Genomic DNA, 24,739 nt, shown 5'->3' on the forward strand with positions numbered 1-24,739 from the left:
CACTAAATATCGTAATCACCCCCACCATCCACTGGCTAACACGGAAAACTTATTTTATGATTCAAAAAATCAGGACGGATTGAACACGAACCCTGGATATCCAGGTTACGCTTAATACGATCCGCCAAATTTTGACATTGATTATTGAGGTGAAGAATGAGACTGATCCCCCTGAGTACCGCAGAACAGGTTGGCAAATGGGCCGCTCGCCATATCGTTAACCGTATTAATGCGTTCAAACCGACCGCCGATCGTCCGTTTGTCCTTGGGCTGCCTACCGGCGGCACGCCGCTAACGGCGTACAAAGCGCTGGTTGAGATGCACAAAGCGGGCGAGGTCAGCTTTAAGCATGTGGTCACCTTTAATATGGACGAATATGTTGGCCTGCCGAAAGAGCACCCGGAAAGCTACCACAGCTTTATGCATCGTAACTTTTTCGATCACGTTGATATTCCAGCAGAAAACATCAATCTTCTCAACGGTAACGCACCGGATATCGATGCAGAATGCCGTCAATATGAAGAAAAAATTCGTTCTTACGGTAAAATCCATCTGTTTATGGGCGGCGTCGGCAATGACGGTCACATCGCCTTTAACGAACCGGCTTCTTCCCTGGCTTCCCGTACCCGTATCAAAACGTTAACCCATGATACTCGCGTAGCGAACTCCCGCTTCTTTGACGGCGACGTAAACCAGGTGCCGAAATACGCGCTGACGGTAGGCGTAGGCACCCTGCTGGATGCGGAAGAAGTGATGATTCTGGTGCTGGGCCATCAGAAAGCCCAGGCGCTGCAGGCGGCGGTTGAAGGCAACGTCAACCACATGTGGACCATTAGCTGCCTGCAACTCCATCCGAAAGCGGTTGTGGTATGCGATGAGCCGTCCACAATGGAACTTAAAGTTAAAACATTGAAATATTTCAATGAATTAGAAGCAGAGAATATTAAAGGTCTGTAATGTTGTCTCCGCCCCGCCAGTCAATGCGGGGCGGTAAATTTTTGATATCGGGGGTCGGAATGTATGCTTTAACCCAGGGCCGGATCTTTACCGGTCACGAAATTCTTGATGACCATGCGCTTGTTGTCGCTAATGGCCTGATTGACCGCGTTTGTCCGATGGCCGAACTGCCGCCGGGAATAGAACAACGCTCATTGAATGGGGCCATTCTCTCCCCCGGTTTTATTGATGTGCAGCTAAACGGCTGCGGCGGCGTGCAGTTTAACGATACCGCAGAAGCCGTCAGCGTTGAAACGCTGGAAATTATGCAGAAAGCCAATGAAAAATCGGGCTGTACTAACTTTCTGCCAACGCTTATCACTACCAGCGACGAATTGATGAAACAGGGCATTCGCGTCATGCGCGAATACCTGGAAAAACATCCGCACCAGGCGCTGGGTCTCCACCTGGAAGGCCCCTGGCTTAATCTGGTAAAAAAAGGCACCCATAATCCTGATTTCGTGCGTAAACCAGACGCTGCGCTGGTCGATTTCTTGTGCGATAATGCCGACGTCATCACCAAAGTTACACTCGCGCCGGAAATGGTGCCTGCCGACGTAATCGCTAAACTGGCGAATGCGGGCATTGTGGTTTCCGCAGGTCACTCCAACGCGACGTTAAAAGAGGCAAAAGCGGGCTTCCGCGCCGGGATTACCTTTGCGACTCACCTGTTTAATGCGATGCCGTACATTACAGGGCGTGAGCCGGGCCTTGCTGGCGCTGTTCTGGACGAAGCGGATATTTATTGCGGCGTTATCGCCGATGGTCTGCATGTCGACTACGCCAACATTCGCAATGCCAAACGCCTTAAAGGCGACAAACTTTGTCTGGTGACAGACGCCACCGCACCGGCGGGGGCCAATATTGAGCAGTTCATTTTCGCAGGTAAAACAATATACTACCGCAATGGACTGTGTGTGGATGAAAACGGTACGTTGAGCGGTTCGTCCTTAACCATGATTGAAGGCGTACGCAACCTGGTCGCGCATTGCGGCATCGCGCTGGATGAAGTGCTGCGCATGGCAACGCTCTATCCAGCTCGCGCTATCGGCGTTGATAAACATCTCGGTAGCATTGCGCCGGGTAAAGTCGCCAACCTGACCGCGTTCACCCACGATTTTAAAATTATCAAGACCATCGTTAATGGTGACGAGGTCGTTGACTTGAGTAAGTGAGAATATGACACCAGGCGGACAAGCTCAGATAGGTAACGTTGATCTCGTAAAACAGCTTAACAGCGCGGCCGTTTACCGCCTGATTGACCAGCATGGTCCTATCTCGCGCATACAAATTGCCGAGCAAAGCCAGCTTGCTCCCGCCAGCGTAACGAAAATTACGCGTCAACTCATTGAACGCGGGCTGATCAAAGAAGTCGATCAGCAGGCCTCTACCGGAGGCCGCCGCGCTATCTCTATCGTCACGGAAACCCGTAACTTCCACGCCATTGGCGTTCGCCTGGGCCGTCATGACACCACTTTAACGCTCTACGATCTGAGCAGTAAAGTGGTCGCTGAGGAGCATTATCCGCTACCGGAGCGCACCCAGGAGACGCTGGAACATGCGCTGCTCAACACCATCGCCGTCTTTATTGATAGCTGTCAGCGTAAAATTCGTGAATTGATCGCTATCTCGGTGATCCTGCCAGGGCTTGTCGATCCGGAAAGCGGCGTGATTCGTTACATGCCGCACATTCAGGTTGAAAACTGGGGACTGGTCGAAGCGCTGGAAAAACGGTTTCACGTTACCTGTTTCGTGGGACACGATATCCGTAGCCTGGCGCTGGCGGAACACTACTTCGGCGCCAGTCAGGATTGCGAGGACTCGATTCTGGTGCGCGTTCATCGTGGTACAGGCGCCGGGATTATCTCCAACGGACGCATCTTCATTGGCCGTAACGGCAACGTCGGCGAAATTGGGCATATTCAGGTGGAGCCGTTGGGCGAGCGCTGCCACTGCGGTAATTTCGGCTGTCTGGAAACCATTGCCGCCAATGCGGCGATTGAACAACGGGTGCTGAATTTGCTTAAACAAGGGTATCAAAGCCGTGTTCCGCTTGACGACTGCACGATTAAAACCATCTGTAAGGCGGCAAACCGGGGCGACAGCCTGGCCTCGGAAGTCATTGAGCATGTTGGTCGCCATTTGGGCAAAACGATCGCCATTGCTATCAACCTGTTTAATCCGCAAAAAATCGTCATTGCCGGCGAGATCATTGAAGCCGATAAAGTCCTGTTGCCCGCTATCGAAAGCTGTATCAATACGCAGGCGTTAAAGGCCTTTCGCAAAAATTTGCCGGTGGTACGCTCCACGCTGGATCACCGTTCTGCTATCGGCGCATTTGCCTTAGTTAAACGCGCCATGCTCAACGGAACATTGCTGCAACGTTTGCTGGAAAGTTGATGTGCTCTTATAGTATCGGATTATTCACAAATTCCCTGGGTAGTTCATGACCATCAAGAATGTAATCTGCGATATCGACGGCGTGCTGATGCACGACAACGTAGCCGTACCCGGTGCGGCGGAATTTCTGACGGGGATTCTGGAAAAAGGTCTGCCGCTGGTGCTGCTGACCAATTACCCGTCGCAAACCGGCCAGGATCTGGCGAACCGTTTTGCTACCGCTGGCGTTAACGTGCCGGACAGCGTGTTTTATACGTCAGCAATGGCGACAGCCGATTTTCTGCGCCGTCAGGAAGGTAAGAAAGCGTATGTCGTGGGCGAAGGCGCGCTTATTCACGAGCTCTATAAAGCGGGTTTTACCATTACCGATGTGAACCCTGATTTTGTCATCGTTGGAGAGACCCGCTCCTACAACTGGGACATGATGCATAAAGCGGCATTTTTCGTCGCCAATGGCGCGCGCTTTATCGCCACCAACCCGGATACCCACGGTCGCGGCTTTTATCCGGCCTGCGGCGCGCTGTGCGCAGGCATTGAAAAAATTTCCGGCCGGAAGCCGTTTTATGTCGGCAAACCCAGCCCGTGGATCATCCGCGCGGCATTAAACAAAATGCAGGCGCACTCGGAAGAGACCGTTATCGTCGGCGACAACCTGCGCACCGACATTCTGGCAGGATTCCAGGCCGGTCTGGAGACCATTCTGGTGCTTTCAGGCGTATCAACAATCAATGATATTGACAGTATGCCGTTCCGCCCAAGCTGGATTTACCCTTCCGTCGCCGAGATCGACGTTATCTAAACCTGTCCCCTGCCTGATGACGCATAGCTTTCAGGCCTACGGTTCGAACAACATTGTAGGTCTGATAAGCGAAACGCCATCAGGAAAAACATAATTCAATTAATCCACGATAAAACTGAAGATTCATCAATAAATCCGCGCAATATGTAATCATTTTTCACTAATCAACAATGACGATTGCATTTTTCATTTTTCAGACCGTAATCCCCTTGCGCCTTCCACGCCTTTGCGGCATTTTTTAGTCAAGCAAACACAAAAAGTACGACGCAACAGATTAACGGAGAAGGCTATGTGTTCTATTTTCGGCGTATTCGATATCAAAACAGATGCAGCGGAACTGCGTAAAAAGGCCCTTGAACTGTCACGCCTGATGCGCCATCGCGGCCCGGACTGGTCCGGCATCTACGCTTGCGATAACGCGATTCTCGCACATGAACGTTTGTCGATTGTTGATGTTAACGCCGGCGCCCAGCCCCTGTATAACGCCAGAAAAACCCACGTGCTGGCGGTGAACGGTGAAATTTATAACCATCAAACGTTACGCGCGGAGTATGGCGATCGTTACGCGTTCCAGACAGGCTCCGACTGCGAAGTTATCCTCGCGCTATATCAGGAAAAAGGGCCGGATTTCCTTGACGATTTACAGGGGATGTTCGCCTTCGCCCTGTATGACAGCGAAAAAGACGCTTATCTGATTGGTCGTGACCATATCGGTATTATTCCGCTCTATATGGGCTATGACGAATTCGGCAACTTCTACGTAGCGTCAGAAATGAAAGCGCTGACCCCGGTCTGCCGCACCATTAAAGAGTTCCCGGCGGGCAGCTACCTGTGGAGCAAAGACGGCGAAATTCGTCAGTACTATCAGCGCGACTGGTTCGATTACGATGCGGTAAAAGACAACGTCACCGACAAAAACGCGCTGCGTCAGGCGCTGGAAGAATCCGTGAAAAGCCACCTGATGTCCGACGTGCCCTATGGCGTGCTGCTCTCCGGCGGTCTGGACTCGTCGATTATTTCGGCAATCACCAAAAAATTCGCCGCCCGTCGCGTCGAAGATCAGGAGCGCTCCGAAGCCTGGTGGCCACAGTTGCACTCTTTTGCGGTCGGTCTGGAAGGTTCGCCTGACCTGAAGGCGGCCCAGGAAGTGGCTAACCACCTCGGCACCGTGCACCATGAAATTCACTTCACCGTGCAGGAAGGCCTTGATGCCATTCGTGATGTTATCTATCACATTGAAACCTATGACGTGACCACTATCCGCGCCTCAACGCCGATGTATCTGATGTCGCGTAAGATCAAAGCGATGGGCATCAAAATGGTGCTCTCCGGCGAAGGTTCCGATGAGGTGTTTGGCGGCTACCTGTACTTCCATAAAGCGCCGAACGCCAAAGAGTTACATGAAGAGACGGTCCGTAAGCTACAGGCGCTGCATATGTATGACTGCGCCCGCGCCAACAAAGCGATGTCCGCCTGGGGCGTGGAAGCGCGCGTACCGTTCCTGGATAAAAAATTCCTCGACGTGGCGATGCGTATCAACCCACAGGATAAAATGTGCGGCAACGGCAAGATGGAAAAACACGTGCTGCGCGAGTGCTTCGAGTCTTATCTGCCAGCAAGCGTCGCGTGGCGTCAGAAAGAGCAGTTCTCTGACGGCGTAGGCTACAGCTGGATCGATACGCTAAAAGAGGTGGCGGCGAAACAGATTTCCGATCAACAACTGGAAACCGCCCGCTTCCGCTTTCCATACAACACGCCGTCGTCTAAAGAGGCGTACTTGTACCGGGAAATTTTTGAAGAGCTGTTCCCGGTGCCGAGCGCGGCGGAATGCGTACCCGGCGGCCCGTCCGTGGCCTGTTCTTCCGCCAAAGCCATTGAGTGGGATGAAGCATTCAAAACGATGGATGACCCGTCAGGCCGCGCGGTCGGCGTGCATCAGTCGGCGTACCAGTAAATTAACGATGACGAAAGAGTCCTTAGGGGCTCTTTTTTTATAGCAAACCACTTTCGGAAAAACGATTAATAACCAATAATTGCCGAATATTGCGCCACGCTGTTCGCAACCTAACCAAACAGACACTTTCCGACGTTTTTCGATGAAAAAGAGGTTGACGCTTCAAGGCTCAATACGCATAATGCGCCCCGCAACGCCGATAAGGTAACGCGAAAAAAGATGGCTACGTAGCTCAGTTGGTTAGAGCACATCACTCATAATGATGGGGTCACAGGTTCGAATCCCGTCGTAGCCACCATCTTTTTTGCGGGAGTGGCGAAATTGGTAGACGCACCAGATTTAGGTTCTGGCGCCGCAAGGTGTGCGAGTTCAAGTCTCGCCTCCCGCACCATTCACCGATAAGCGTTGTACGGATGGGGTATCGCCAAGCGGTAAGGCACCGGTTTTTGATACCGGCATTCCCTGGTTCGAATCCAGGTACCCCAGCCATATTTCTTCGAGTTTGCGGTTCACCGCGACGGTATTGGGGTATCGCCAAGCGGTAAGGCACCGGTTTTTGATACCGGCATTCCCTGGTTCGAATCCAGGTACCCCAGCCATCGAAGAAATCATCTGGCTACGTAGCTCAGTTGGTTAGAGCACATCACTCATAATGATGGGGTCACAGGTTCGAATCCCGTCGTAGCCACCATATTCAGAACGCGTCGAGGTATTCGACCGGTTCGAAAATAATTTGTTGGGGTATCGCCAAGCGGTAAGGCACCGGATTCTGATTCCGGCATTCCGAGGTTCGAATCCTCGTACCCCAGCCAGTTTTAAAGACGCTCTGCTAATGAGCGCAAGAAGTACGACAATTGGGGTATCGCCAAGCGGTAAGGCACCGGATTCTGATTCCGGCATTCCGAGGTTCGAATCCTCGTACCCCAGCCACTTTTAAAAAGCTCGCTTCGGCGAGCTTTTTGCTTTTCTGCGTTTATAAATTCCGAAAGAGGTTTCCCCCTCAATGCCCTGCTATCAGTAAAACGCTATGATAAAGCCTTACAGGGATCGTTCGGTAACCTCACAATGAATTACCAGTTTTGTTGGTATCTCTTTTTGCAGCCATTAACATTTTTTATGGTCGTCTTGCTCTGCGCTTTCACCTTCATTGATATCACGGCCAGCGCCGCCTGGTTGATTATTTTGGGTCTGGTTTACCCCGTGGCAGTGTCAATGAGGCTACATATACTGCACCAGAAAAAGGCCGTCATGTTGCGCCAGAATAGTGCGGAATGGATAGTGTATCTGCCAGGGATCCCTGTGCAAGAAAAACAAAGCGCGCTGATTAATGTCGCGTTTTCCTCGAAAACGGCGCTGCGTGGATTCTATATTCGCGCCCTGTCCAGCAAAGTCATTCTTCACATCATCACTTTTTATATTCTGTGGTTTGATGTCCAACATGCAACACTGACGTGGTATCGGATTATCGCCGCATTAATCACCCTGGCGATTCTTGTAAAATCAATGAGTTCCACATTACTGATGCTACATAAAGTAGTACGTTGCCAATACAACGTATGCACAATTGAAATGGCATCACCTTGGTATGAGTTTGATTTCAAAGGGAAATTAGGTTTATGTGCTTTATTTGCAGTAAAGTAAGATGTCAATACGCTTACCCGACCTGCAATTGAGCGTTTTTACAAGCCGGGTAAGGCATTCAACGGGTTACAACCCCAACGCATATTTCAGCGCCTGACGTTTTAGCACGCCTGCGCGCTGCGCCGCCATCAGCCCCATATTGCGTAAAATACGCAGCGGCGGCAATTCATTGCTGAACCCGGCATAAAACAGATCCATTCCACTTTGCATCATAAAATTATCTGCCATGCGCCGCGTCTGATAGCGTTTCAACACCGAATGGCTGGCCCAGGACTCGCCATAGCTACGGGCACTCGCCAGCACATCAATCAACGCATCAACATCCCGATACCCCAGGTTGACGCCCTGCCCGGCCAGCGGATGAATGGTATGCGCCGCGTCGCCTACCAGCGCCAGCCCCGGTTGCGCATACTGCAACGCGTGACGACGGGTTAGCGGAAACGCGCCCGCCGCGACAGGCATCACCGCCCCCAGACGCGCCGGAAAGTGCTGGTTAATTTCCACCTGCAATTGCGTCATCGATAAACTCTGTAGCTGGCGAATACGTGCCGGAGCGTCATACCACACCAGCGACGCCCAATCGTCGAACAGCGGCAAAAAGGCGCGCGGCCCCGTTGGCGTAAACTGCTGCCAGGTGCTGTCGCCTGGCGCATTTTCACACTTGACGGTGATAAGCATACACGACTGCGCATATTGCCAGGCATGAATGCCAATTCCCGCCATTTGCCGAACCTGCGAATTCGCGCCGTCGGCGCCAATCACTAACTTCGGCGTTACCCATTCGCCGTCGGCCAGTTCCAGCGCATAACCATCGTGGCGGCGGTGCAATGCCGCCAGTGAAGCCGGAACGCGCAGCGTCACGCCGGGGTGCGCTTCCAGCGCCTGCCACAGCGCCTGTTGCAGGACGTTGTTCTCTACCATATAGCCTAACAGCGGCAGCTTGAGTTCAGCGGCGTCGAACACCACATGGGCGTTTTCCCACTCCCAGGTCTCCAGTCGCCGATAAGGATGGCTACGCATCCCCTGCACCGCCTCCCAAACGCCCAGTCCCTTGAGCAGCGCCACGGATGCCGCGCTAATGGCCGAAATCCGCACGTCAGGCTGGCTGTCAGCCACAAACGGCGCAGGCGCGGCATGTTCTATTACCATCACCGTAAACCCTTGCTGCGCCAGACCCAGCGCCAGCGCGCCGCCGACCATTCCCCCGCCGACAATGGCAATTTCCGTTGGTTGATTTGTCATGGTCATTCATCCTGTTACGTTTTAGACAAGTTTACAGGATTTTTTACCCATTAGGGCTGACGTCAGTCATACTGGTCACAACCGCGCCAAAGCATTACACTATGCGCCCTGCTTTTCAGCCACTATTTCGCAAGAGCAAGTCGATGACTAAAAAACTCCATATTAAAACCTGGGGCTGTCAGATGAACGAGTACGATTCATCGAAGATGGCCGATCTGCTGGACGCCACCCACGGCTATCAACTGACCGACGTGGCGGAAGAGGCGGATGTGCTGCTGTTGAATACCTGCTCAATCCGCGAGAAGGCTCAGGAAAAAGTCTTCCATCAATTAGGTCGCTGGAGACTGTTAAAAGAGAAAAATCCCGATCTGATTATCGGCGTCGGCGGCTGCGTGGCTTCCCAGGAAGGCGAGCACATTCGTCAACGCGCCCATTACGTCGACATTATTTTTGGTCCGCAAACCTTACACCGCCTGCCGGAGATGATTAACTCCGTGCGTGGCGACCGCAGCCCGGTGGTCGATATCAGCTTCCCGGAAATCGAGAAGTTCGATCGTTTGCCGGAACCGCGCGCCGAAGGCCCGACCGCTTTCGTTTCTATCATGGAAGGCTGCAATAAATATTGTACTTACTGCGTGGTACCGTATACCCGCGGTGAAGAAGTCAGCCGTCCCTCAGACGATATCCTGTTCGAAATCGCCCAGTTAGCGGCGCAGGGCGTGCGTGAGGTCAACCTGCTGGGCCAGAACGTTAACGCCTGGCGCGGAGAAAACTACGACGGCACCACCGGCACCTTTGCCGATCTGCTGCGTCTGGTTGCCGCCATCGACGGCATTGACCGTATTCGCTTTACCACCAGCCATCCGATTGAGTTCACCGACGATATTATCGAGGTGTACCGCGATACGCCGGAACTGGTCAGTTTCCTGCATCTGCCGGTACAGAGCGGTTCCGATCGCGTGTTGAATCTGATGGGGCGCACCCACACTGCGCTGGAATATAAAGCAATCATCCGTAAACTGCGCGCGGCGCGGCCGGACATTCAGATAAGCTCTGACTTTATCGTCGGTTTCCCTGGCGAAACTACCGATGATTTCGAAAAAACCATGAAGCTTATCGCTGACGTCAACTTTGATATGAGCTACAGCTTTATCTTCTCTGCGCGTCCGGGAACGCCGGCTGCCGATATGGTTGATGACGTACCGGAAGAAGAGAAGAAGCAGCGTCTGTATATTCTGCAAGAGCGTATCAATCAGCAGGCGATGGCATGGAGCCGCCGTATGCTCGGCACGACACAGCGCATTCTGGTGGAAGGCACGTCACGTAAAAACATTATGGAACTGTCTGGCCGTACCGAAAACAATCGGGTGGTGAACTTTGAAGGCACGCCGGAGATGATTGGTAAGTTTGTCGATGTGGAAATTACTGACGTCTATCCGAACTCCCTGCGCGGAAAAGTGGTGCGTACCGAAGATAAAATGGGTCTGCGCGTCGCCGAAACGCCGGAGTCCGTCATTGCCCGTACCCGTAAAGAAAATGAGCTGGGCGTAGGATTCTACCAGCCTTAATCCTGCAGGAAAGGCAATAATGCCCGATGGCGCTGCGCCTGTCGGGCCTCCTGTTCATGGCCTGTCGCCCGACGGGCCTTGCAATTTTCTCTCTTCATCCCCATCTTCATTGCAATGCTTGCGCCTTTTCCCTATGGCGTGAATAATTTCCTTAGATGCCGGTAAATGTTCAGCGTCCGGCGATACAGATACAAGAGGAACAGTTTGAATATAGACACTCGCGAAATTACCCTTGAGCCCGCAGACAACGCCCGTCTGTTGAGCCTTTGCGGGCCGTTTGATGACAATATTAAACAGCTCGAACGTCGTCTCGGTATTGAAATCAACCGCCGTGACAATCACTTTAAACTGACCGGTCGTCCGATTTGCGTGACCGCGGCGACAGATATTTTGCGAAGTCTGTATGTCGATACCGCACCGATGCGCGGCCAGACTCAGGATATCGAACCGGAACAAATTCATCTGGCGATCAAAGAAGCGCGGGTGCTGGAACAGAGCGCGGAAAGCGTGCCTGACTATGGCAAAGCTATTAATATCAAAACCAAGCGCGGCGTGATTAAACCGCGTACCCCGAACCAGGCGCAGTACATCGCCAATATTCTCGATCACGATATTACCTTTGGCGTCGGCCCGGCGGGTACCGGTAAAACTTATCTTGCGGTCGCCGCTGCGGTAGACGCCCTGGAGCGCCAGGAGATTCGCCGTATTCTACTGACCCGTCCGGCGGTGGAAGCGGGCGAAAAACTCGGCTTTCTGCCAGGCGATTTAAGTCAGAAGGTGGACCCATACCTGCGTCCGCTGTATGACGCGCTGTTCGAAATGCTCGGCTTTGAAAAAGTCGAGAAGCTGATTGAACGCAATGTGATTGAAGTCGCGCCGCTGGCCTATATGCGCGGACGCACGTTAAACGACGCCTTTATCATTCTGGATGAAAGCCAGAACACCACTATCGAACAGATGAAGATGTTCCTGACGCGTATCGGCTTTAACTCGAAAGCGGTGATCACCGGCGACGTGACGCAGATTGACCTGCCACGCAACACCAAATCCGGCTTGCGTCATGCCATTGAAGTGCTGGCGGAAGTCGATGAAATCAGCTTTAACTTCTTCCACAGCGAAGACGTGGTGCGCCATCCGGTCGTTGCCCGCATTGTGAACGCCTATGAAGCCTGGGAAGAGGCCGAACAAAAACGCAAAGCGGCGTTGGCGGCAGAGCGTAAGCGTGAAGCCCAGGAGCAGGAACAGAAATGAGCCAGGTGATCCTCGATTTACAGTTGGCCTGTGAAAACCACGCGGGCCTGCCGGATGAAGCTCAGTTTCAACGCTGGCTGGACGGCGTTATTCCGCAGTTTCAGGAAGAGGCGGAAGTCACAATCCGTCTGGTGGATGAGGCCGAAAGCCACAACCTTAATTTGACGTACCGCGGGAAAGATAAACCCACTAATGTTCTCTCCTTCCCGTTTGAAGCGCCCCCCGGCATTGAAATGCCGCTACTGGGCGATCTGATTATTTGCCGTCAGGTCGTGGAGCAGGAAGCGCAGGAACAGAGCAAGCCGCTGGAGGCGCACTGGGCGCACATGGTCGTGCACGGTAGCCTGCATTTGCTGGGTTACGACCATATCGACGATGACGAAGCGGAAGAGATGGAGTCTCTCGAAACGGAGATTATGCTTGCTATGGGCTATGAGGATCCGTACATTGCCGAGAAGATTGCAGAATAGTAGCTTGCCGGATGGCGGCGCTTGCGCCTTATCCGGCCTACATTCATGCCTTTTGTAGGCCTGATAAGCGTAGCGCCATCAGGCAAAACATGCCGTCACAGCTGAGTATACGCATGACGAGCTTTGTATTAACTAACATGAGAACCCATACGACGCCATGAGCGACGACAATTCACACAGTAGTGACACAGTAAACAGTAAAAAGGGATTTTTTTCCCTGCTACTCAGCCAGCTTTTCCACGGTGAACCTAAAAACCGTGATGAGTTGCTGGCGCTGATCCGTGATTCCGGGCAGAACGAGCTTATCGATGAAGATACGCGCGATATGCTCGAAGGCGTAATGGACATCGCCGACCAGCGCGTTCGCGATATTATGATCCCGCGCTCCCAGATGATTACCCTGAAACGCAACCAGACGCTGGACGAATGTCTCGATGTTATCATCGAGTCCGCCCACTCGCGTTTTCCGGTGATCAGCGAAGATAAAGATCACATTGAAGGGATTCTGATGGCCAAAGATTTGCTGCCGTTTATGCGCAGCGATGCCGAAGCCTTCAGCATGGACAAAGTGTTACGCACCGCGGTTGTCGTACCGGAAAGCAAACGGGTTGACCGTATGCTCAAGGAGTTCCGCTCCCAGCGTTACCATATGGCCATCGTTATCGATGAGTTTGGCGGCGTTTCCGGCCTTGTGACTATCGAAGACATCCTCGAACTGATTGTCGGTGAAATTGAAGATGAGTATGACGAAGAAGACGATATCGACTTCCGTCAGCTTAGCCGCCATACCTGGACGATTCGCGCGCTGGCGTCGATTGAAGACTTCAATGACGCTTTCGGCACCCACTTCAGCGATGAAGAAGTCGATACCATCGGCGGGCTGGTGATGCAGGCGTTCGGCCATTTACCGGCCCGCGGCGAAACCATTGACATTGATGGTTACCAGTTCAAAGTGGCGATGGCCGATAGTCGTCGTATTATTCAGGTGCATGTCAGGATCCCGGATGACTCGCCCCAGCCAAAACTGGACGAATAACAGCAATAGTGGACTAAAAATGGCATTTGCCTCGTTAATTGAACGCCAGCGTATTCGCCTGCTGCTGGCGTTATTATTCGGCGCCTGCGGAACACTGGCTTTCTCTCCGTATGACGTCTGGCCCGCAGCGATAGTGTCGCTTATCGGGCTGCAGGCCTTAACGTTTAATCGCCGCCCGCTCCAGTCTGCCGCCATCGGCTATTGCTGGGGACTCGGACTTTTCGGTAGCGGGATTAACTGGGTTTATGTCAGTATCGCGCAGTTTGGCGGCATGCCGGGCCCGGTTAACGTTTTTCTGGTGGTGCTGCTTGCAGCTTATCTCTCGCTGTATACCGGACTGTTTGCCGGGATTTTGTCGCGTCTGTGGCCAAAAACCAACTGGCTGCGCGTCGCTATCGCCGCGCCTGCAATATGGCAAATCACCGAATTTTTACGCGGCTGGGTGCTGACCGGCTTCCCCTGGCTGCAATTTGGCTATAGTCAGGTCGACGGCCCGCTAAAAGGCCTGGCGCCGGTAATGGGCGTCGAAGCGATCAACTTCCTGCTGATGATGGTCAGCGGCCTGTTAGCGCTGGCACTGGCGACGCGGAACTGGCGTCCGCTGGCTGTCGCCGTGATTCTGTTTGCTTTGCCCTTTCCGCTACGTTATATCCAGTGGTTTACGCTGGAACCGGCCAAAGCGACCCAGGTATCGCTGGTGCAGGGCGATATTCCGCAGTCGCTGAAGTGGGACGAAAACCAGCTACTGAATACGCTAAAAATTTATCTCAACGAAACCCGCCCAGAGTTAGGCAAATCACAGATTATTATCTGGCCTGAGTCGGCGATTCCGGATCTCGAAATCAATCAGCAGCCTTTCCTTCGTTCGCTGGACGAGATGTTACGCGAAAAAAATAGCACGCTGATCACCGGTATTGTCGATGCGCGTCTCAATAAACAGAATCGATACGACACCTACAATACGATTATTACGTTGGGCAAGGATAATCCATACAGTTATGACTCGCCCAATCGCTACAATAAAAATCACCTTGTACCCTTTGGCGAGTTCGTTCCGCTGGAGTCTATCCTGCGTCCGCTGGCGCCGTTCTTCGATCTGCCCATGTCCTCCTTTAGCCGCGGCCCTTATATCCAGCCGCAGTTACATGCGCACGACTATAAGCTGACGGCGGCAATCTGTTATGAAATTATTCTTGGCGAACAGGTGCGGGATAACTTCCGCCCGGACACCGACTATCTGCTGACGATTTCTAACGACGCCTGGTTTGGTAAGTCCATTGGCCCGTGGCAACATTTCCAGATGGCGCGGATGCGTTCGCTGGAGCTGGCGCGTCCGTTGCTGCGCAGTACTAATAACGGTATTACGGCGGTGATTGGCCCGCAGGGCGAAATTCAGGCGATGATCCCGCAGTTCACACGCCAGGTACTGACCACCAATGTCACGCCAACCACGGGGTTAACTCCCTATGCCCGTACCGGCAACTGGCCGCTATGGGTACTGACCGCGCTGTTTGCTTTTGGCGCGGTAGTGATGAGTCTGCGACAACGACGGAAATAATCTCTCCCCAGGCCGGATAGCGCTTCATTTATCCGGCCTGAAAATCCTCCTTTTTCCCTCATTCTGGCACGTCTATTGCTTTGTTAAACATGGCAAACCTGTTCTGGCTGCTTGTGCAACCTGGTCGCACCAAAATCGATCATCGGTAGCACCTGAACGGTGCAATGTAGGATTTTTGCCTCTAAACGGTGCGGCGCACTTCGCAAAAATAAACAATATCGCAGCAAAATATTTACAACAAGCCACACTAAATGTTAACAAACACACATAACACTGCACGCGCAAGTTGCAGGCAATAACAACATCACAATAGCTATCAATGCGTCGACGGCGCAGATGATAAAGGAGTTGGATATGCAATTACGTAAGCTAACCACAGCAATGCTGGTCATGGGACTGTCTGCGGGCCTCGCGCACGCAGAAGATGGCGCGCCTGCCGCTGGTAGCACCCTGGACAAGATCGCTAAAAATGGCGTGATCGTCGTCGGGCATCGCGAATCTTCTGTGCCCTTTTCTTATTACGACAACCAGCAGAAAGTGGTCGGCTATTCCCAGGACTACTCCAACGCCATTGTGGAAGCGGTAAAAAAGAAACTTAACAAGCCCGATCTGCAGGTGAAGCTGATCCCGATCACCTCGCAAAACCGTATTCCGCTGTTGCAAAACGGAACCTTCGATTTTGAATGTGGTTCAACGACTAACAACCTTGAGCGCCAGAAACAGGCCGCCTTCTCCGATACGATTTTCGTCGTCGGGACGCGACTGCTGACTAAAAAAGGCGGCGATATTAAAGATTTCCCGGATCTGAAAGGCAAAGCGGTCGTCGTCACCTCCGGGACGACCTCTGAAATTCTGCTGCATAAGCTTAACGAAGAGCAAAAGATGGGGATGCGTATTATTAGCGCGAAAGACCACGGTGACTCGTTCCGCACCCTGGAAAGCGGTCGCGCCGTCGCCTTTATGATGGATGACGCGCTGCTGGCCGGCGAGCGCGCCAAAGCCAAGAAACCGGATAACTGGGAGATTGTCGGTAAACCGCAGTCCCAGGAAGCCTACGGCTGTATGCTGCGTAAAAACGACCCTGAGTTTAAAAAGCTGATGGACGATACCATCGCCCAGGCGCAAACCTCCGGCGAAGCGGAAAAGTGGTTTGATAAGTGGTTTAAAAATCCGATCCCACCGAAAAACCTGAACATGAATTTCGAATTGTCTGACGAGATGAAAGCCCTGTTCAAAGCACCGAATGATAAAGCGCTTAACTAACTAAAACTAAATGGGACGGGACTCCTGTCCTCTCGATTGTCGCTCAGCACGGACAGACTATAAGCCTGATGGTCGTTCCCCATCGGGCCTGAAGCCGCAAATCGCCGGGCAACAATCTTCGAGGGTAGCGCTGCTACCCTTTTTTTTCGGAGTAGATGTATGTCAATAGACTGGAACTGGGGTATTTTTTTACAGGAAGCCCCCTTCGGCAATACCACCTATCTCGGCTGGCTATGGAGTGGTTTTCAGGTCACCGTAGCCCTTTCGATTACCGCCTGGATTATCGCTTTCCTGGTAGGATCTATTTTCGGCATTTTACGTACCGTTCCCAATCGTTTCCTCTCCGGACTGGGCACGTTGTACGTAGAACTGTTCCGTAACGTGCCGCTGATCGTGCAATTCTTCACCTGGTACCTGGTGGTGCCTGAACTGTTGCCGGAAGATCTTGGCATGTGGTTTAAGGCGGAACTCGATCCCAATATTCAGTTTTTCCTCTCCTCAATGATCTGTCTGGGACTGTTTACCGCCGCCCGCGTTTGCGAACAGGTGCGCGCCGCGATTCAGTCTCTGCCTCGCGGGCAGAAGAACGCGGCGCTGGCGATGGGGCTAACGCTGCCGCAGGCTTATCGCTATGTCCTGCTGCCGAATGCCTATCGCGTTATCGTGCCGCCAATGACGTCAGAGATGATGAACCTGGTGAAAAACTCGGCTATTGCCTCAACCATCGGCCTGGTGGATATGGCGGCGCAGGCAGGCAAACTGTTGGATTACTCGGCGCACGCCTGGGAATCCTTCACCGCCATTACGCTGGCCTATGTGCTGATTAACGCCGTTATCATGCTGGTCATGAGCCTGGTTGAACGCAAAGTCCGCCTGCCGGGCAACGTGGGGAGCAAATAATGTACGAATTTGACTGGAGTTCGATTATCCCCTCACTGCCTTACCTGCTGGCCGGGTTGGTCATCACGCTGAAGATTACCGTCACCGCCGTTGTCGTGGGGATAGTCTGGGGAACCATTCTGGCCGTCATGCGCCTCTCAAGCTTCGCCCCTATCGCCTGGTTTGCTAAAGCGTATGTTAACGTTTTCCGTTCCATCCCGTTGGTGATGGTGCTGCTGTGGTTCTATCTGATTGTACCCGGCTTTCTGCAAAACGTGCTGGGACTATCGCCGAAAACCGATATCCGCCTGATCTCCGCGATGGTGGCATTCTCTATGTTTGAAGCGGCCTACTATTCCGAGATTATTCGCGCCGGTATTCAAAGTATTTCCCGCGGGCAGTCCAGCGCCGCGCTGGCGTTGGGGATGACCCACTGGCAGTCGATGAAGCTCATTATTCTGCCGCAGGCGTTTCGGGCGATGGTGCCGCTGTTGCTTACGCAGGGCATCGTGCTATTTCAGGACACCTCTTTAGTTTATGTACTCAGCCTGGCGGACTTCTTCCGCACCGCGTCGACTATCGGCGAGCGTGACGGTACTCAGGTCGAAATGATTCTGTTCGCCGGCGCCGTTTATTTTGTTATCAGCCTGAGCGCGTCGTTGCTGGTCAGCTATTTGAAGAAAAGGACAGTTTAATGATTACCCTGAAAAATGTTTCAAAATGGTATGGTCACTTTCAGGTGCTGACCGATTGCTCAACAGAAGTGAAAAAAGGTGAGGTGGTAGTAGTCTGCGGGCCATCGGGTTCCGGTAAATCCACGCTAATTAAGACCGTCAACGGTCTGGAACCGGTGCAAAAAGGCGAAATTACCGTTAACGGCATTATTGTGAACGACAAAAAAACCGATCTGGCGAAACTGCGTTCCCGCGTGGGTATGGTATTCCAGCACTTCGAGCTGTTTCCCCACCTGTCGATCATCGAAAACCTGACGCTGGCGCAGGTGAAAGTGCTGAAACGCGATAAGGCCGCCGCCCGCGATAAAGGCCTGAAGCTGCTGGAGCGCGTTGGCCTGTCTGCACATGCCAACAAGTTCCCGGCGCAGCTTTCCGGCGGTCAGCAGCAGCGTGTCGCCATCGCCCGTGCGCTGTGCATGGACCCCATTGCCATGTTATTCGATGAACCGACTTCCGCGCTCGATCCGGAAATGATCAACGAGGTACTGGACGTGATGGTCGAACTGGCGAACGAAGGGATGACCATGATGGTGGTGACGCACGAAATGGGCTTTGCCCGTAAAGTGGCTAACCGGGTGATCTTTATGGATGAAGGTAAAATCGTCGAAGATTCGCCAAAAGAGGAGTTCTTCGCTAACCCCAGTTCCGATCGCGCAAAAGACTTCCTTGCGAAAATCCTGCACTAATCTTCCCGGCGCGCATGTCAGAGTGCGCGCTATCTCACGCTTTACCGCTTCGCTTCTCGAAACGTATCCAGCCGGGCGTTAACCTTGTCACAAAGTACCGCTTACAAGGAGCCACAATGGCACTGCCCATTATTATTGATTGCGATCCGGGTCATGATGACGCGATCGCCCTCGTTCTCGCCCTCGCCTCCCCTGAACTGGAAGTGAAAGCGATCACCTCTTCCGCCGGCAACCAGACGCCGGAGAAGACCCTGCGCAACGTGCTGCGGATGCTGACACTACTCAAACGCCCGGATATTCCGGTGGCGGGCGGCGCGGTGAAACCTCTCATGCGCGAACTGATTATCGCCGATAACGTTCACGGCGAAAGCGGCCTCGACGGCCCGGCGCTGCCCGAGCCGTCATTCGCCCCGCAAAGCGGCACTGCCGTTGAGCTGATGGCAAAAACACTGCGTGAGAGCTCACAGCCAGTCACCATCGTCTCCACTGGCCCACAGACCAACGTGGCGCTGCTGTTGAATAGCCATCCGGAACTGCATACGAAAATCGCCCGCATTGTGATCATGGGCGGCGCGATGACGCTGGGTAACTGGACGCCCGCTGCGGAATTTAATATTTACGTCGACCCGGAAGCGGCAGAAATTGTCTTCCAGTCAGGCATTCCGGTGGTGATAGCCGGGCTGGACGTCACTCATAAGGCACAGATTCACGCCGCCGATATCGAACGCTTTCGCGCCATCGGTAACCCGATTTCCACCATCGTCGCCGAACTGCTGGACTTCTTTATGGAGTACCACAAAGACGAAAAATGGGGATTTGTCGGCGCGCCGCTGCACGACCCGTGCACTATCGCCTGGCTGCTGAAACCCGAGATTTTCACCACCGTTGAGCGTTGGGTTGGCGTGGAAACCCAGGGGAAATACACCCAGGGGATGACGGTGGTGGATTATTATTTCCTGACGGGGAATAAGCCGAATGCGACGGTGATGGTCGATGTAGACCGCCAGGGATTTGTCGATTTGCTGGCGGAACGGCTGCAATACTACGCATAAAGCGCAAAGTAGAATCCAGGGATGAACAGCGATGTTTTGGCGTAACAATAAACCTGAAATCAGCCTGCTACAGCACGATGTAGCCCATATAACGTTTTCAGTACGTAACGGAAAAGCATTGCTTCGTCCCTGCATTATCCACGATCCCGACTCTTACGCCGGTATTCATACGCTCTCCTGGCATGGCTCGCCGCTGATTCGTTTTTACACTGAAGCCTGGTGCCCAACCTGCGCAGAATTTGTTTATGCCGGTTTTAGCAATGATGATGAAGGCGCCGCGCAGTTTTTATCCTCACTTGCCGAGTGGAATCAGCCAGGAGTCGGGTTGAACGAAGCATTTACCGCCCTGACGCCGCTGTTTTCACTCTTTGCCGATGGCTATTACCGGCTGGAAGAACGCGAACTTTATCCCACAGATGGCAACGGGCATTTTTTCTGGGCGGTGGGTAACGAAAAACAACCGAATCCCGCGACCACAGGGCAGTGGATTGCTGACGTGGACTATCACTACCAGTCCGGCGAACCCTGTTTTTTACTGCCAGGCCAGCCCCCATCGCGATTTAACCCACAACGCGCCGGGTATTACCGCGATAAGCCAGAGAGCCACGCGCTGGCCTGGTATATGAATGACAGCTGGCTTTGCGTCCTGCTTGATGGTCACCATAAAGCTACTGCCGCCGCGCTGGAAGGCCGGCCCGTGAAGACCTGGGTCATCAGCCAGCCGGTAGCGGTGTCATGCTACGAGACGCGACAGCAATACCTGCGATTTTATGACGGCGCGCGCCTGGAAGAACCCCAGTTTCAGCGCCGCATCCCCCTGAAAATACAGTACGAAAAACTACCGCCATCCCTTTGGAAGGATTACTTTACTCGCCATGACGGACGTTATACCCGCGTCAACTGGCCGAACGCATTGGCTAACTGCGCAACGCATTATCCCGATCTTGCGGCCTGCGCAGATATTATTGCCGCAGGCGATCTGAGCGAGGCCGGCCTCAACAAAATCATGGCGCAAGGGATCACCGAAGAGGGATTTCCCGCCGTACTGTTACGCGCGCTGTTTTATACCCATTCTCCCTTGTTGATTGATTTTGTCCGTTTTCTGACTCGCGCACCCGGTTATGCTTGCCACTACCCGCTGGCGTTTCGTTTACTGGCCCAAAAACGCACGCCACAGGCTGATGCTTTTTTCCTCGATTTTGCGATCAATGATGACGGCGAGCGCCCGGAGTTAACGAATATTATGGATGAATACTTTCGCCAGGCATGACATTGATAAAGATCACCACGCCAGAGGGTGGTGTTCTTTATTCTATGAACTCTCTTTCCCGATAAATTAAACGCAATGGATAATGCAACGTTAGCGATTGGTATCGATCTCGGCACCACTAATAGTTTAATCGCCGTCTGGCAAGACGGAGCCGCACAATTAATACCTAATAAATTTGGTGAATATTTAACACCATCCATAATTAGTATGGATGAAAATAAACAAATTCTGGTGGGAAAACCTGCCGCAGCCCGTAAAACATCTCATCCAGATAAAACCGCTGCCTTATTTAAACGCGCAATGGGCAGTAATACTCACTGGCATTTGGGTGAAGAGTCGTTTAATGCGCCGGAATTATCTTCGCTGGTTTTACGCTCGCTGAAAGAAGATGCGGAAGACTACCTTCAGCAGCCAATCAAGGATGTCGTGATCTCGGTTCCGGCTTATTTCAGCGATGAGCAGCGTAAGCATACACGCCTTGCCGCTGAGCTTGCGGGGTTAAACGCCGTGCGCTTGATCAATGAACCCACGGCGGCGGCAATGGCTTATGGCCTGCATACGCAGCAAAATAGCCGTTCGCTGGTTTTCGATCTGGGGGGCGGAACCTTTGATGTGACCGTTCTGGAATACGCTACGCCGATTATCGAAGTTCACGCCTCCGCTGGCGATAACTACCTCGGCGGCGAAGATTTCACGCATTTGTTGCTTGATGAAGTGCTGAAACGCTGGAACCTCGATAAATCAGCGCTGACGGATAGCGATCTGGCTGCGCTGTATGCCTGTGTTGAAGCCGCAAAATGCGCCAGCGGCTCCCCGCTGCGCATGAGCTGGCTTTATCAGGAGCGCGCGCTGGAAAGCACGTTTTATGACGATGAGCTGGAAGCCCTGTGGCTACCGTTGCTCAACCGGCTGCGCACGCCCATTGAGCAGGCGCTGCGCGACTCCCGACTCAAACCGGAGCAAATTGACAGCCTGGTGCTGGTCGGCGGCGCGTCACAGATGCCGCTGGTGCAACGCATCGCGGTGCGCTTATTCGGTAAATTGCCCTATCAAAGTTACGATCCCAGCACCATCGTGGCGCTTGGCGCCGCGACTCAGGCCGCCTGTCGCCTGCGCCATGAAGACGTTGAAGAGGTGATCCTCACGGATATCTGCCCCTACTCGCTGGGCGTGGAAGTCAACCGACAGGGCGTGCCTGGTATCTTCTCGCCAATCATTGAACGCAATACCACCGTTCCGGTGTCAAAAGTGGAAACGTACTCCACCATGCACCCTGAGCAGGACTCTATTTGCGTCAGGGTATACCAGGGCGAAAGCCATAAGGTGAAAAATAATATCCTGATCGATTCTTTTGACGTCATGCTGAAGCCGAACGGGCACATTCAGGCCATTGATATTCGTTTTAGCTACGATATTAATGGTCTGCTGGAAGTTGACGTGCTGCTGGAAGACGGCAAGAGTGAATCCAGAATCATCAGTCACAATGCCACCTCACTGACGACGCAGCAAATCGACGCCAGCCGCGAGCGCCTGCAGGCGCTGAAAATTTATCCCCGCGATATGCTGATTAACCGGACGTTTAAAGCGCAGTTAGAGGAGCAGTGGTCACGCGCGTTAGGCGATGAGCGCGAAATGCTGGGGGAGATTATTACCGATTTCGATGCGGCGCTGCTGTCTAATGATATGCAGCGCGTCGATGACGTGCGCCGTCGCGCCTGTGAATATCTGGGTATTGACGAGCCGAAAGCGCCGTAACGGCGCTTTCACTGCCCCTGTTCAGAAAAAATGGAAGAATCGATTTAACGCGCAGACAATCAACGCGATCAAACCGACAATCTTCATGATTTTCATCACCCCGCCAGATTCCGCCTGACGGGGTGCTTCGGTTTTCGCTTCAGAAGACAATTTTTTCTCAGCCGCCAGCCTGAGCTCTTCCGCCAGCTCCTTTTTGTCGCGAATATCGCCTGGCTTCATGGCGATTTTAGATGACAGTGCCTGCGTTATCAGCGCCTCCAGCGGACAGGCTTGCCCCTCCTCCAGCCGGATCAGCAGGCGAAAAAAGGGCTTTTCTTTGGGAAACGCTTCCAGCACCACCTGCTCCGCCGTCCGGTACAGATCCAACAGCGGCGTTTCGGGTTCCCCCTGGGTACTCAGCCGCGAATTTGCCCACGCCATCGCTTTTCGCTTATAAAACAGGGAGTCAACAAATGAACGTCCCAGCGGTGATAACCTACCGCTGTGCAAAATGTCGGCCCACAGTAAACGCGTGCGCGCACTTTCACCGGGGACATATTCGGCATCCGCCATACAGCGCGCTTCGACCGCCATCACCGCCAGCGGGAAGAAATCAGGCCGATGCTGGCGGCACCAGCCCAGCAACAGGTCGTCCGCCTGCGTGGAGGGATAACGCTGCCAGAAATCGCAAAGATCGGCCAACAGGCTTTCCCCTTCACCGCAGAGCAAACGCTGTTTGCACAGGTAATAGTGCGCATCTTCGTTATCCGGCTCCGCGGCCTGCCAGCGACGAGCAATATCGACCAGTTCCGCCATGCCCCACTGCTCGGCGCTAAACCAGTGTAATAGTTTACGATGCAGCTGTTTATCATCGGGAATTATCCAGGCTCCCTGAACCTGCAGAGCGTCGGCAAAATGTTCGGGATAAAAGCGCCAGATACGCTCAAGCTTAAAAAAATAGGCGTCAGTTTGGTCTTGAACAACAAGAGGCAATTTGGCCAGACTTAGCAGATCAAACGCATCGCCCCGCTTTACGGTCTCCAGAAATGCTTCCAGCTCTTCTCCCTCAGCATCATCGTCTGCTTCCTGCGGCTGCCAGTTCAGACGCTGCGCCAACAGTGCCAGGCAAGACAGCGAGATCGTTTCCGTTTTCATGGCGATGTCGCACAACTGCCAGCGCAGCTTATCTATCTCATCCATTGAACACTGGTTCAATTGCTGAATAAATTTCTGCCATGCCGAGGGCTGAAAGCGATCGCGCTCTGATGCCAGCAATTCCCTGAACGCCACCAGTATTTCATGTTCGTCGCCCACCTCTTCCGTTTTTGCGTCCTCCGCAGGCGAGGCGGCCCAGTGCTGCGCTTCTTCATAGGCCTGGCGCAATCGCTTAAAACCCTGCGGATCGCTCTCAGGGTGGAATGAGGGCAACAGGGCAAGATAAGCCTGACGGATACATTCCAGATCGGTGGTGGGTTCAATGCCCAGGATTTCCCAACAGATATTCATAAATCGCTCACTCCTTTAAGCGTTTCCGGGCATGTCGGTTGTTCGTTGAGCGGACGCCACGGTAGCTGCGCATAATAACTCTCTGTCGTAGAGGCCAGTTCATTAAACATCCGCGCGCCTGAAGCGTCGTACTTTAGGTGGGCGAAATATGCCTGCATGGCGTCCCCTTCGGCCTGCCAGTACAGCCGCCCCAACGAATAGGCGGCAAAATATTGCGTCCAGCCGTCGTAAAAATAGTGCGCCCGCGCATAGATACGCGATTGCAGCCACAGGCTTTCCTCTTCCGTCAGCCATTGATTCAACACCCCCATCCGGCATAAAAACCCCATACGCACATAGTCCCAGGCTTTAATGCCTCCGCGCCCGCAGCATAGTGCGGTTTCGGCAACAAATCGCACATAAATCTGGCCCTGTTCGCTAAGCTGTGCGGTGAATTCGCGCCATTGATGAGGAGATAGCGTAAACCAGCGGATATAAAAGGGAGCCAAATCTGCCGCATGACCGTCGTCCGTCATTCGATAGATGGTTTGAATAAGATCTTCACGATTATCAATCCCCCATGAATCGGAGAGATCGACAGCAGGAATTCCGGTATACATTGCTGGAGAGGTATGCGAAGGCTCATTGCCGATATATAGCACCTCCATCGGCGTGGAGAGCGCAAAAAGTAAATATTGTTCTTCCTTGTCCATATTCGATA

The 24,739-nt window shown here is 53.1% G+C and carries 21 protein-coding genes and 7 tRNA genes; 25 read left to right on the plus strand and 3 right to left on the minus strand.

The window, feature by feature from the left end; translation table 11 throughout:
- Positions 1 to 156: 156 nt before the first annotated feature.
- The 13 genes from nagB to QEN32_RS15180 all read left to right on the plus strand — a co-directional run bounded on the left by nagB (position 157) and on the right by QEN32_RS15180 (position 7,790).
- Positions 157 to 957 carry a glucosamine-6-phosphate deaminase gene (gene nagB, locus QEN32_RS15120; RefSeq protein ID WP_001237059.1) on the plus strand — a complete coding sequence of 267 codons (801 nt, stop codon included), beginning with the start codon at positions 157 to 159 and terminating at the stop codon, positions 955 to 957.
- A gap of 59 nt (positions 958 to 1,016) precedes the next feature.
- A complete protein-coding gene (gene nagA / locus QEN32_RS15125; protein WP_000271186.1) occupies positions 1,017 to 2,171 on the plus strand; it encodes an N-acetylglucosamine-6-phosphate deacetylase in 1,155 nt (384 codons plus the stop codon).
- 4 nt (positions 2,172 to 2,175) lie between these two features.
- Positions 2,176 to 3,396 (plus strand): DNA-binding transcriptional regulator NagC, encoded by a 1,221-nt coding sequence (gene nagC / locus QEN32_RS15130; protein WP_000187578.1) that lies wholly within the window; start codon positions 2,176 to 2,178, stop codon positions 3,394 to 3,396.
- Between the two features lie 46 nt (positions 3,397 to 3,442).
- The gene (gene nagD, locus QEN32_RS15135) at positions 3,443 to 4,195 is read left to right on the plus strand and encodes a ribonucleotide monophosphatase NagD (RefSeq protein WP_000153143.1); all 753 of its coding nucleotides are present in this window, start codon (positions 3,443 to 3,445) and stop codon (positions 4,193 to 4,195) included.
- Between the two features lie 289 nt (positions 4,196 to 4,484).
- Entirely contained in the window at positions 4,485 to 6,149 is a 1,665-nt protein-coding gene (gene asnB / locus QEN32_RS15140; protein ID WP_000337032.1) for an asparagine synthase B, read from the plus strand.
- A 221-nt stretch (positions 6,150 to 6,370) separates the two neighbouring features.
- Positions 6,371 to 6,447 (plus strand) — tRNA-Met (locus tag QEN32_RS15145).
- Positions 6,448 to 6,455: 8 nt separating this feature from the next.
- Positions 6,456 to 6,540, plus strand: a tRNA-Leu gene (locus QEN32_RS15150).
- A 23-nt stretch (positions 6,541 to 6,563) separates the two neighbouring features.
- Positions 6,564 to 6,638, plus strand: a tRNA-Gln gene (locus QEN32_RS15155).
- A 35-nt stretch (positions 6,639 to 6,673) separates the two neighbouring features.
- Positions 6,674 to 6,748 (plus strand) — tRNA-Gln (locus tag QEN32_RS15160).
- Positions 6,749 to 6,763: 15 nt separating this feature from the next.
- Positions 6,764 to 6,840: transfer RNA gene (locus tag QEN32_RS15165), tRNA-Met, on the plus strand.
- 46 nt (positions 6,841 to 6,886) lie between these two features.
- Positions 6,887 to 6,961: transfer RNA gene (locus tag QEN32_RS15170), tRNA-Gln, on the plus strand.
- A gap of 43 nt (positions 6,962 to 7,004) precedes the next feature.
- A tRNA-Gln gene (locus tag QEN32_RS15175) sits at positions 7,005 to 7,079 on the plus strand.
- 135 nt (positions 7,080 to 7,214) lie between these two features.
- A complete protein-coding gene (locus QEN32_RS15180; protein WP_001109070.1) occupies positions 7,215 to 7,790 on the plus strand; it encodes a hypothetical protein in 576 nt (191 codons plus the stop codon).
- 66 nt (positions 7,791 to 7,856) lie between these two features.
- On the opposite strand, the gene ubiF is transcribed toward QEN32_RS15180, so the two are convergent.
- Positions 7,857 to 9,032, minus strand: coding sequence for a 3-demethoxyubiquinol 3-hydroxylase (ubiF, locus tag QEN32_RS15185; RefSeq protein ID WP_000184625.1), 1,176 nt, complete (start codon positions 9,030 to 9,032; stop codon positions 7,857 to 7,859).
- A 143-nt stretch (positions 9,033 to 9,175) separates the two neighbouring features.
- Between ubiF and miaB the strand changes: the two genes are divergently transcribed.
- From miaB to QEN32_RS15245, 12 genes are all read left to right on the plus strand, one after another.
- On the plus strand, positions 9,176 to 10,600 hold the full coding sequence (miaB, locus tag QEN32_RS15190; RefSeq protein ID WP_265321911.1) for a tRNA (N6-isopentenyl adenosine(37)-C2)-methylthiotransferase MiaB: 1,425 nt from the start codon (positions 9,176 to 9,178) through the stop codon (positions 10,598 to 10,600).
- Between the two features lie 204 nt (positions 10,601 to 10,804).
- Positions 10,805 to 11,851 (plus strand): PhoH family protein, encoded by a 1,047-nt coding sequence (locus QEN32_RS15195; protein WP_001018045.1) that lies wholly within the window; start codon positions 10,805 to 10,807, stop codon positions 11,849 to 11,851.
- The gene (gene ybeY, locus QEN32_RS15200; RefSeq protein ID WP_000084479.1) at positions 11,848 to 12,321 is read left to right on the plus strand and encodes an rRNA maturation RNase YbeY; all 474 of its coding nucleotides are present in this window, start codon (positions 11,848 to 11,850) and stop codon (positions 12,319 to 12,321) included. The genes QEN32_RS15195 and ybeY overlap by 4 nt, the downstream gene beginning before the upstream one ends.
- A 157-nt stretch (positions 12,322 to 12,478) precedes the next feature.
- Entirely contained in the window at positions 12,479 to 13,357 is an 879-nt protein-coding gene (corC, locus tag QEN32_RS15205) for a CNNM family magnesium/cobalt transport protein CorC (RefSeq protein WP_001278615.1), read from the plus strand.
- 19 nt (positions 13,358 to 13,376) lie between these two features.
- Positions 13,377 to 14,915, plus strand: coding sequence for an apolipoprotein N-acyltransferase (gene lnt / locus QEN32_RS15210; protein ID WP_001575804.1), 1,539 nt, complete (start codon positions 13,377 to 13,379; stop codon positions 14,913 to 14,915).
- 354 nt (positions 14,916 to 15,269) lie between these two features.
- Positions 15,270 to 16,178 (plus strand): amino acid ABC transporter substrate-binding protein, encoded by a 909-nt coding sequence (locus QEN32_RS15215; protein ID WP_001518176.1) that lies wholly within the window; start codon positions 15,270 to 15,272, stop codon positions 16,176 to 16,178.
- Positions 16,179 to 16,337: 159 nt separating this feature from the next.
- Positions 16,338 to 17,078, plus strand: coding sequence for a glutamate/aspartate ABC transporter permease GltJ (gltJ, locus tag QEN32_RS15220; protein WP_000020930.1), 741 nt, complete (start codon positions 16,338 to 16,340; stop codon positions 17,076 to 17,078).
- Complete coding sequence (gene gltK, locus QEN32_RS15225; RefSeq protein WP_000272799.1) at positions 17,078 to 17,752, plus strand: glutamate/aspartate ABC transporter permease GltK; 675 nt, start codon at positions 17,078 to 17,080, stop codon at positions 17,750 to 17,752. Before gltJ ends, gltK begins: the two co-directional genes overlap by 1 nt.
- Positions 17,752 to 18,477: a glutamate/aspartate ABC transporter ATP-binding protein GltL gene (gene gltL, locus QEN32_RS15230; RefSeq protein ID WP_000631369.1), complete on the plus strand. Its 726-nt coding sequence runs from the start codon at positions 17,752 to 17,754 to the stop codon at positions 18,475 to 18,477. The genes gltK and gltL overlap by 1 nt, the downstream gene beginning before the upstream one ends.
- A gap of 116 nt (positions 18,478 to 18,593) precedes the next feature.
- Complete coding sequence (gene rihA, locus QEN32_RS15235; RefSeq protein ID WP_265321910.1) at positions 18,594 to 19,529, plus strand: pyrimidine-specific ribonucleoside hydrolase RihA; 936 nt, start codon at positions 18,594 to 18,596, stop codon at positions 19,527 to 19,529.
- 31 nt (positions 19,530 to 19,560) lie between these two features.
- Positions 19,561 to 20,799, plus strand: a complete 1,239-nt coding sequence (locus tag QEN32_RS15240) for a hypothetical protein (RefSeq protein WP_265321909.1) — start codon at positions 19,561 to 19,563, stop codon at positions 20,797 to 20,799.
- 75 nt (positions 20,800 to 20,874) lie between these two features.
- Complete coding sequence (locus QEN32_RS15245; protein ID WP_000368026.1) at positions 20,875 to 22,554, plus strand: molecular chaperone HscC; 1,680 nt, start codon at positions 20,875 to 20,877, stop codon at positions 22,552 to 22,554.
- A gap of 21 nt (positions 22,555 to 22,575) precedes the next feature.
- Here the strand turns inward: QEN32_RS15245 and QEN32_RS15250 are convergent, their stop codons facing one another.
- Both QEN32_RS15250 and QEN32_RS15255 read right to left on the minus strand, forming a co-directional pair.
- On the minus strand, positions 22,576 to 24,039 hold the full coding sequence (locus QEN32_RS15250) for a J domain-containing protein (RefSeq protein ID WP_001017756.1): 1,464 nt from the start codon (positions 24,037 to 24,039) through the stop codon (positions 22,576 to 22,578).
- Positions 24,036 to 24,731: a DUF1266 domain-containing protein gene (locus tag QEN32_RS15255; RefSeq protein WP_265321908.1), complete on the minus strand. Its 696-nt coding sequence runs from the start codon at positions 24,729 to 24,731 to the stop codon at positions 24,036 to 24,038. Before QEN32_RS15255 ends, QEN32_RS15250 begins: the two co-directional genes overlap by 4 nt.
- Positions 24,732 to 24,739 lie beyond the last annotated feature (8 nt).

Source organism: Salmonella sp. SA14318 (genome assembly GCF_029866905.1).
Lineage (GTDB): Bacteria > Pseudomonadota > Gammaproteobacteria > Enterobacterales > Enterobacteriaceae > Salmonella > Salmonella enterica.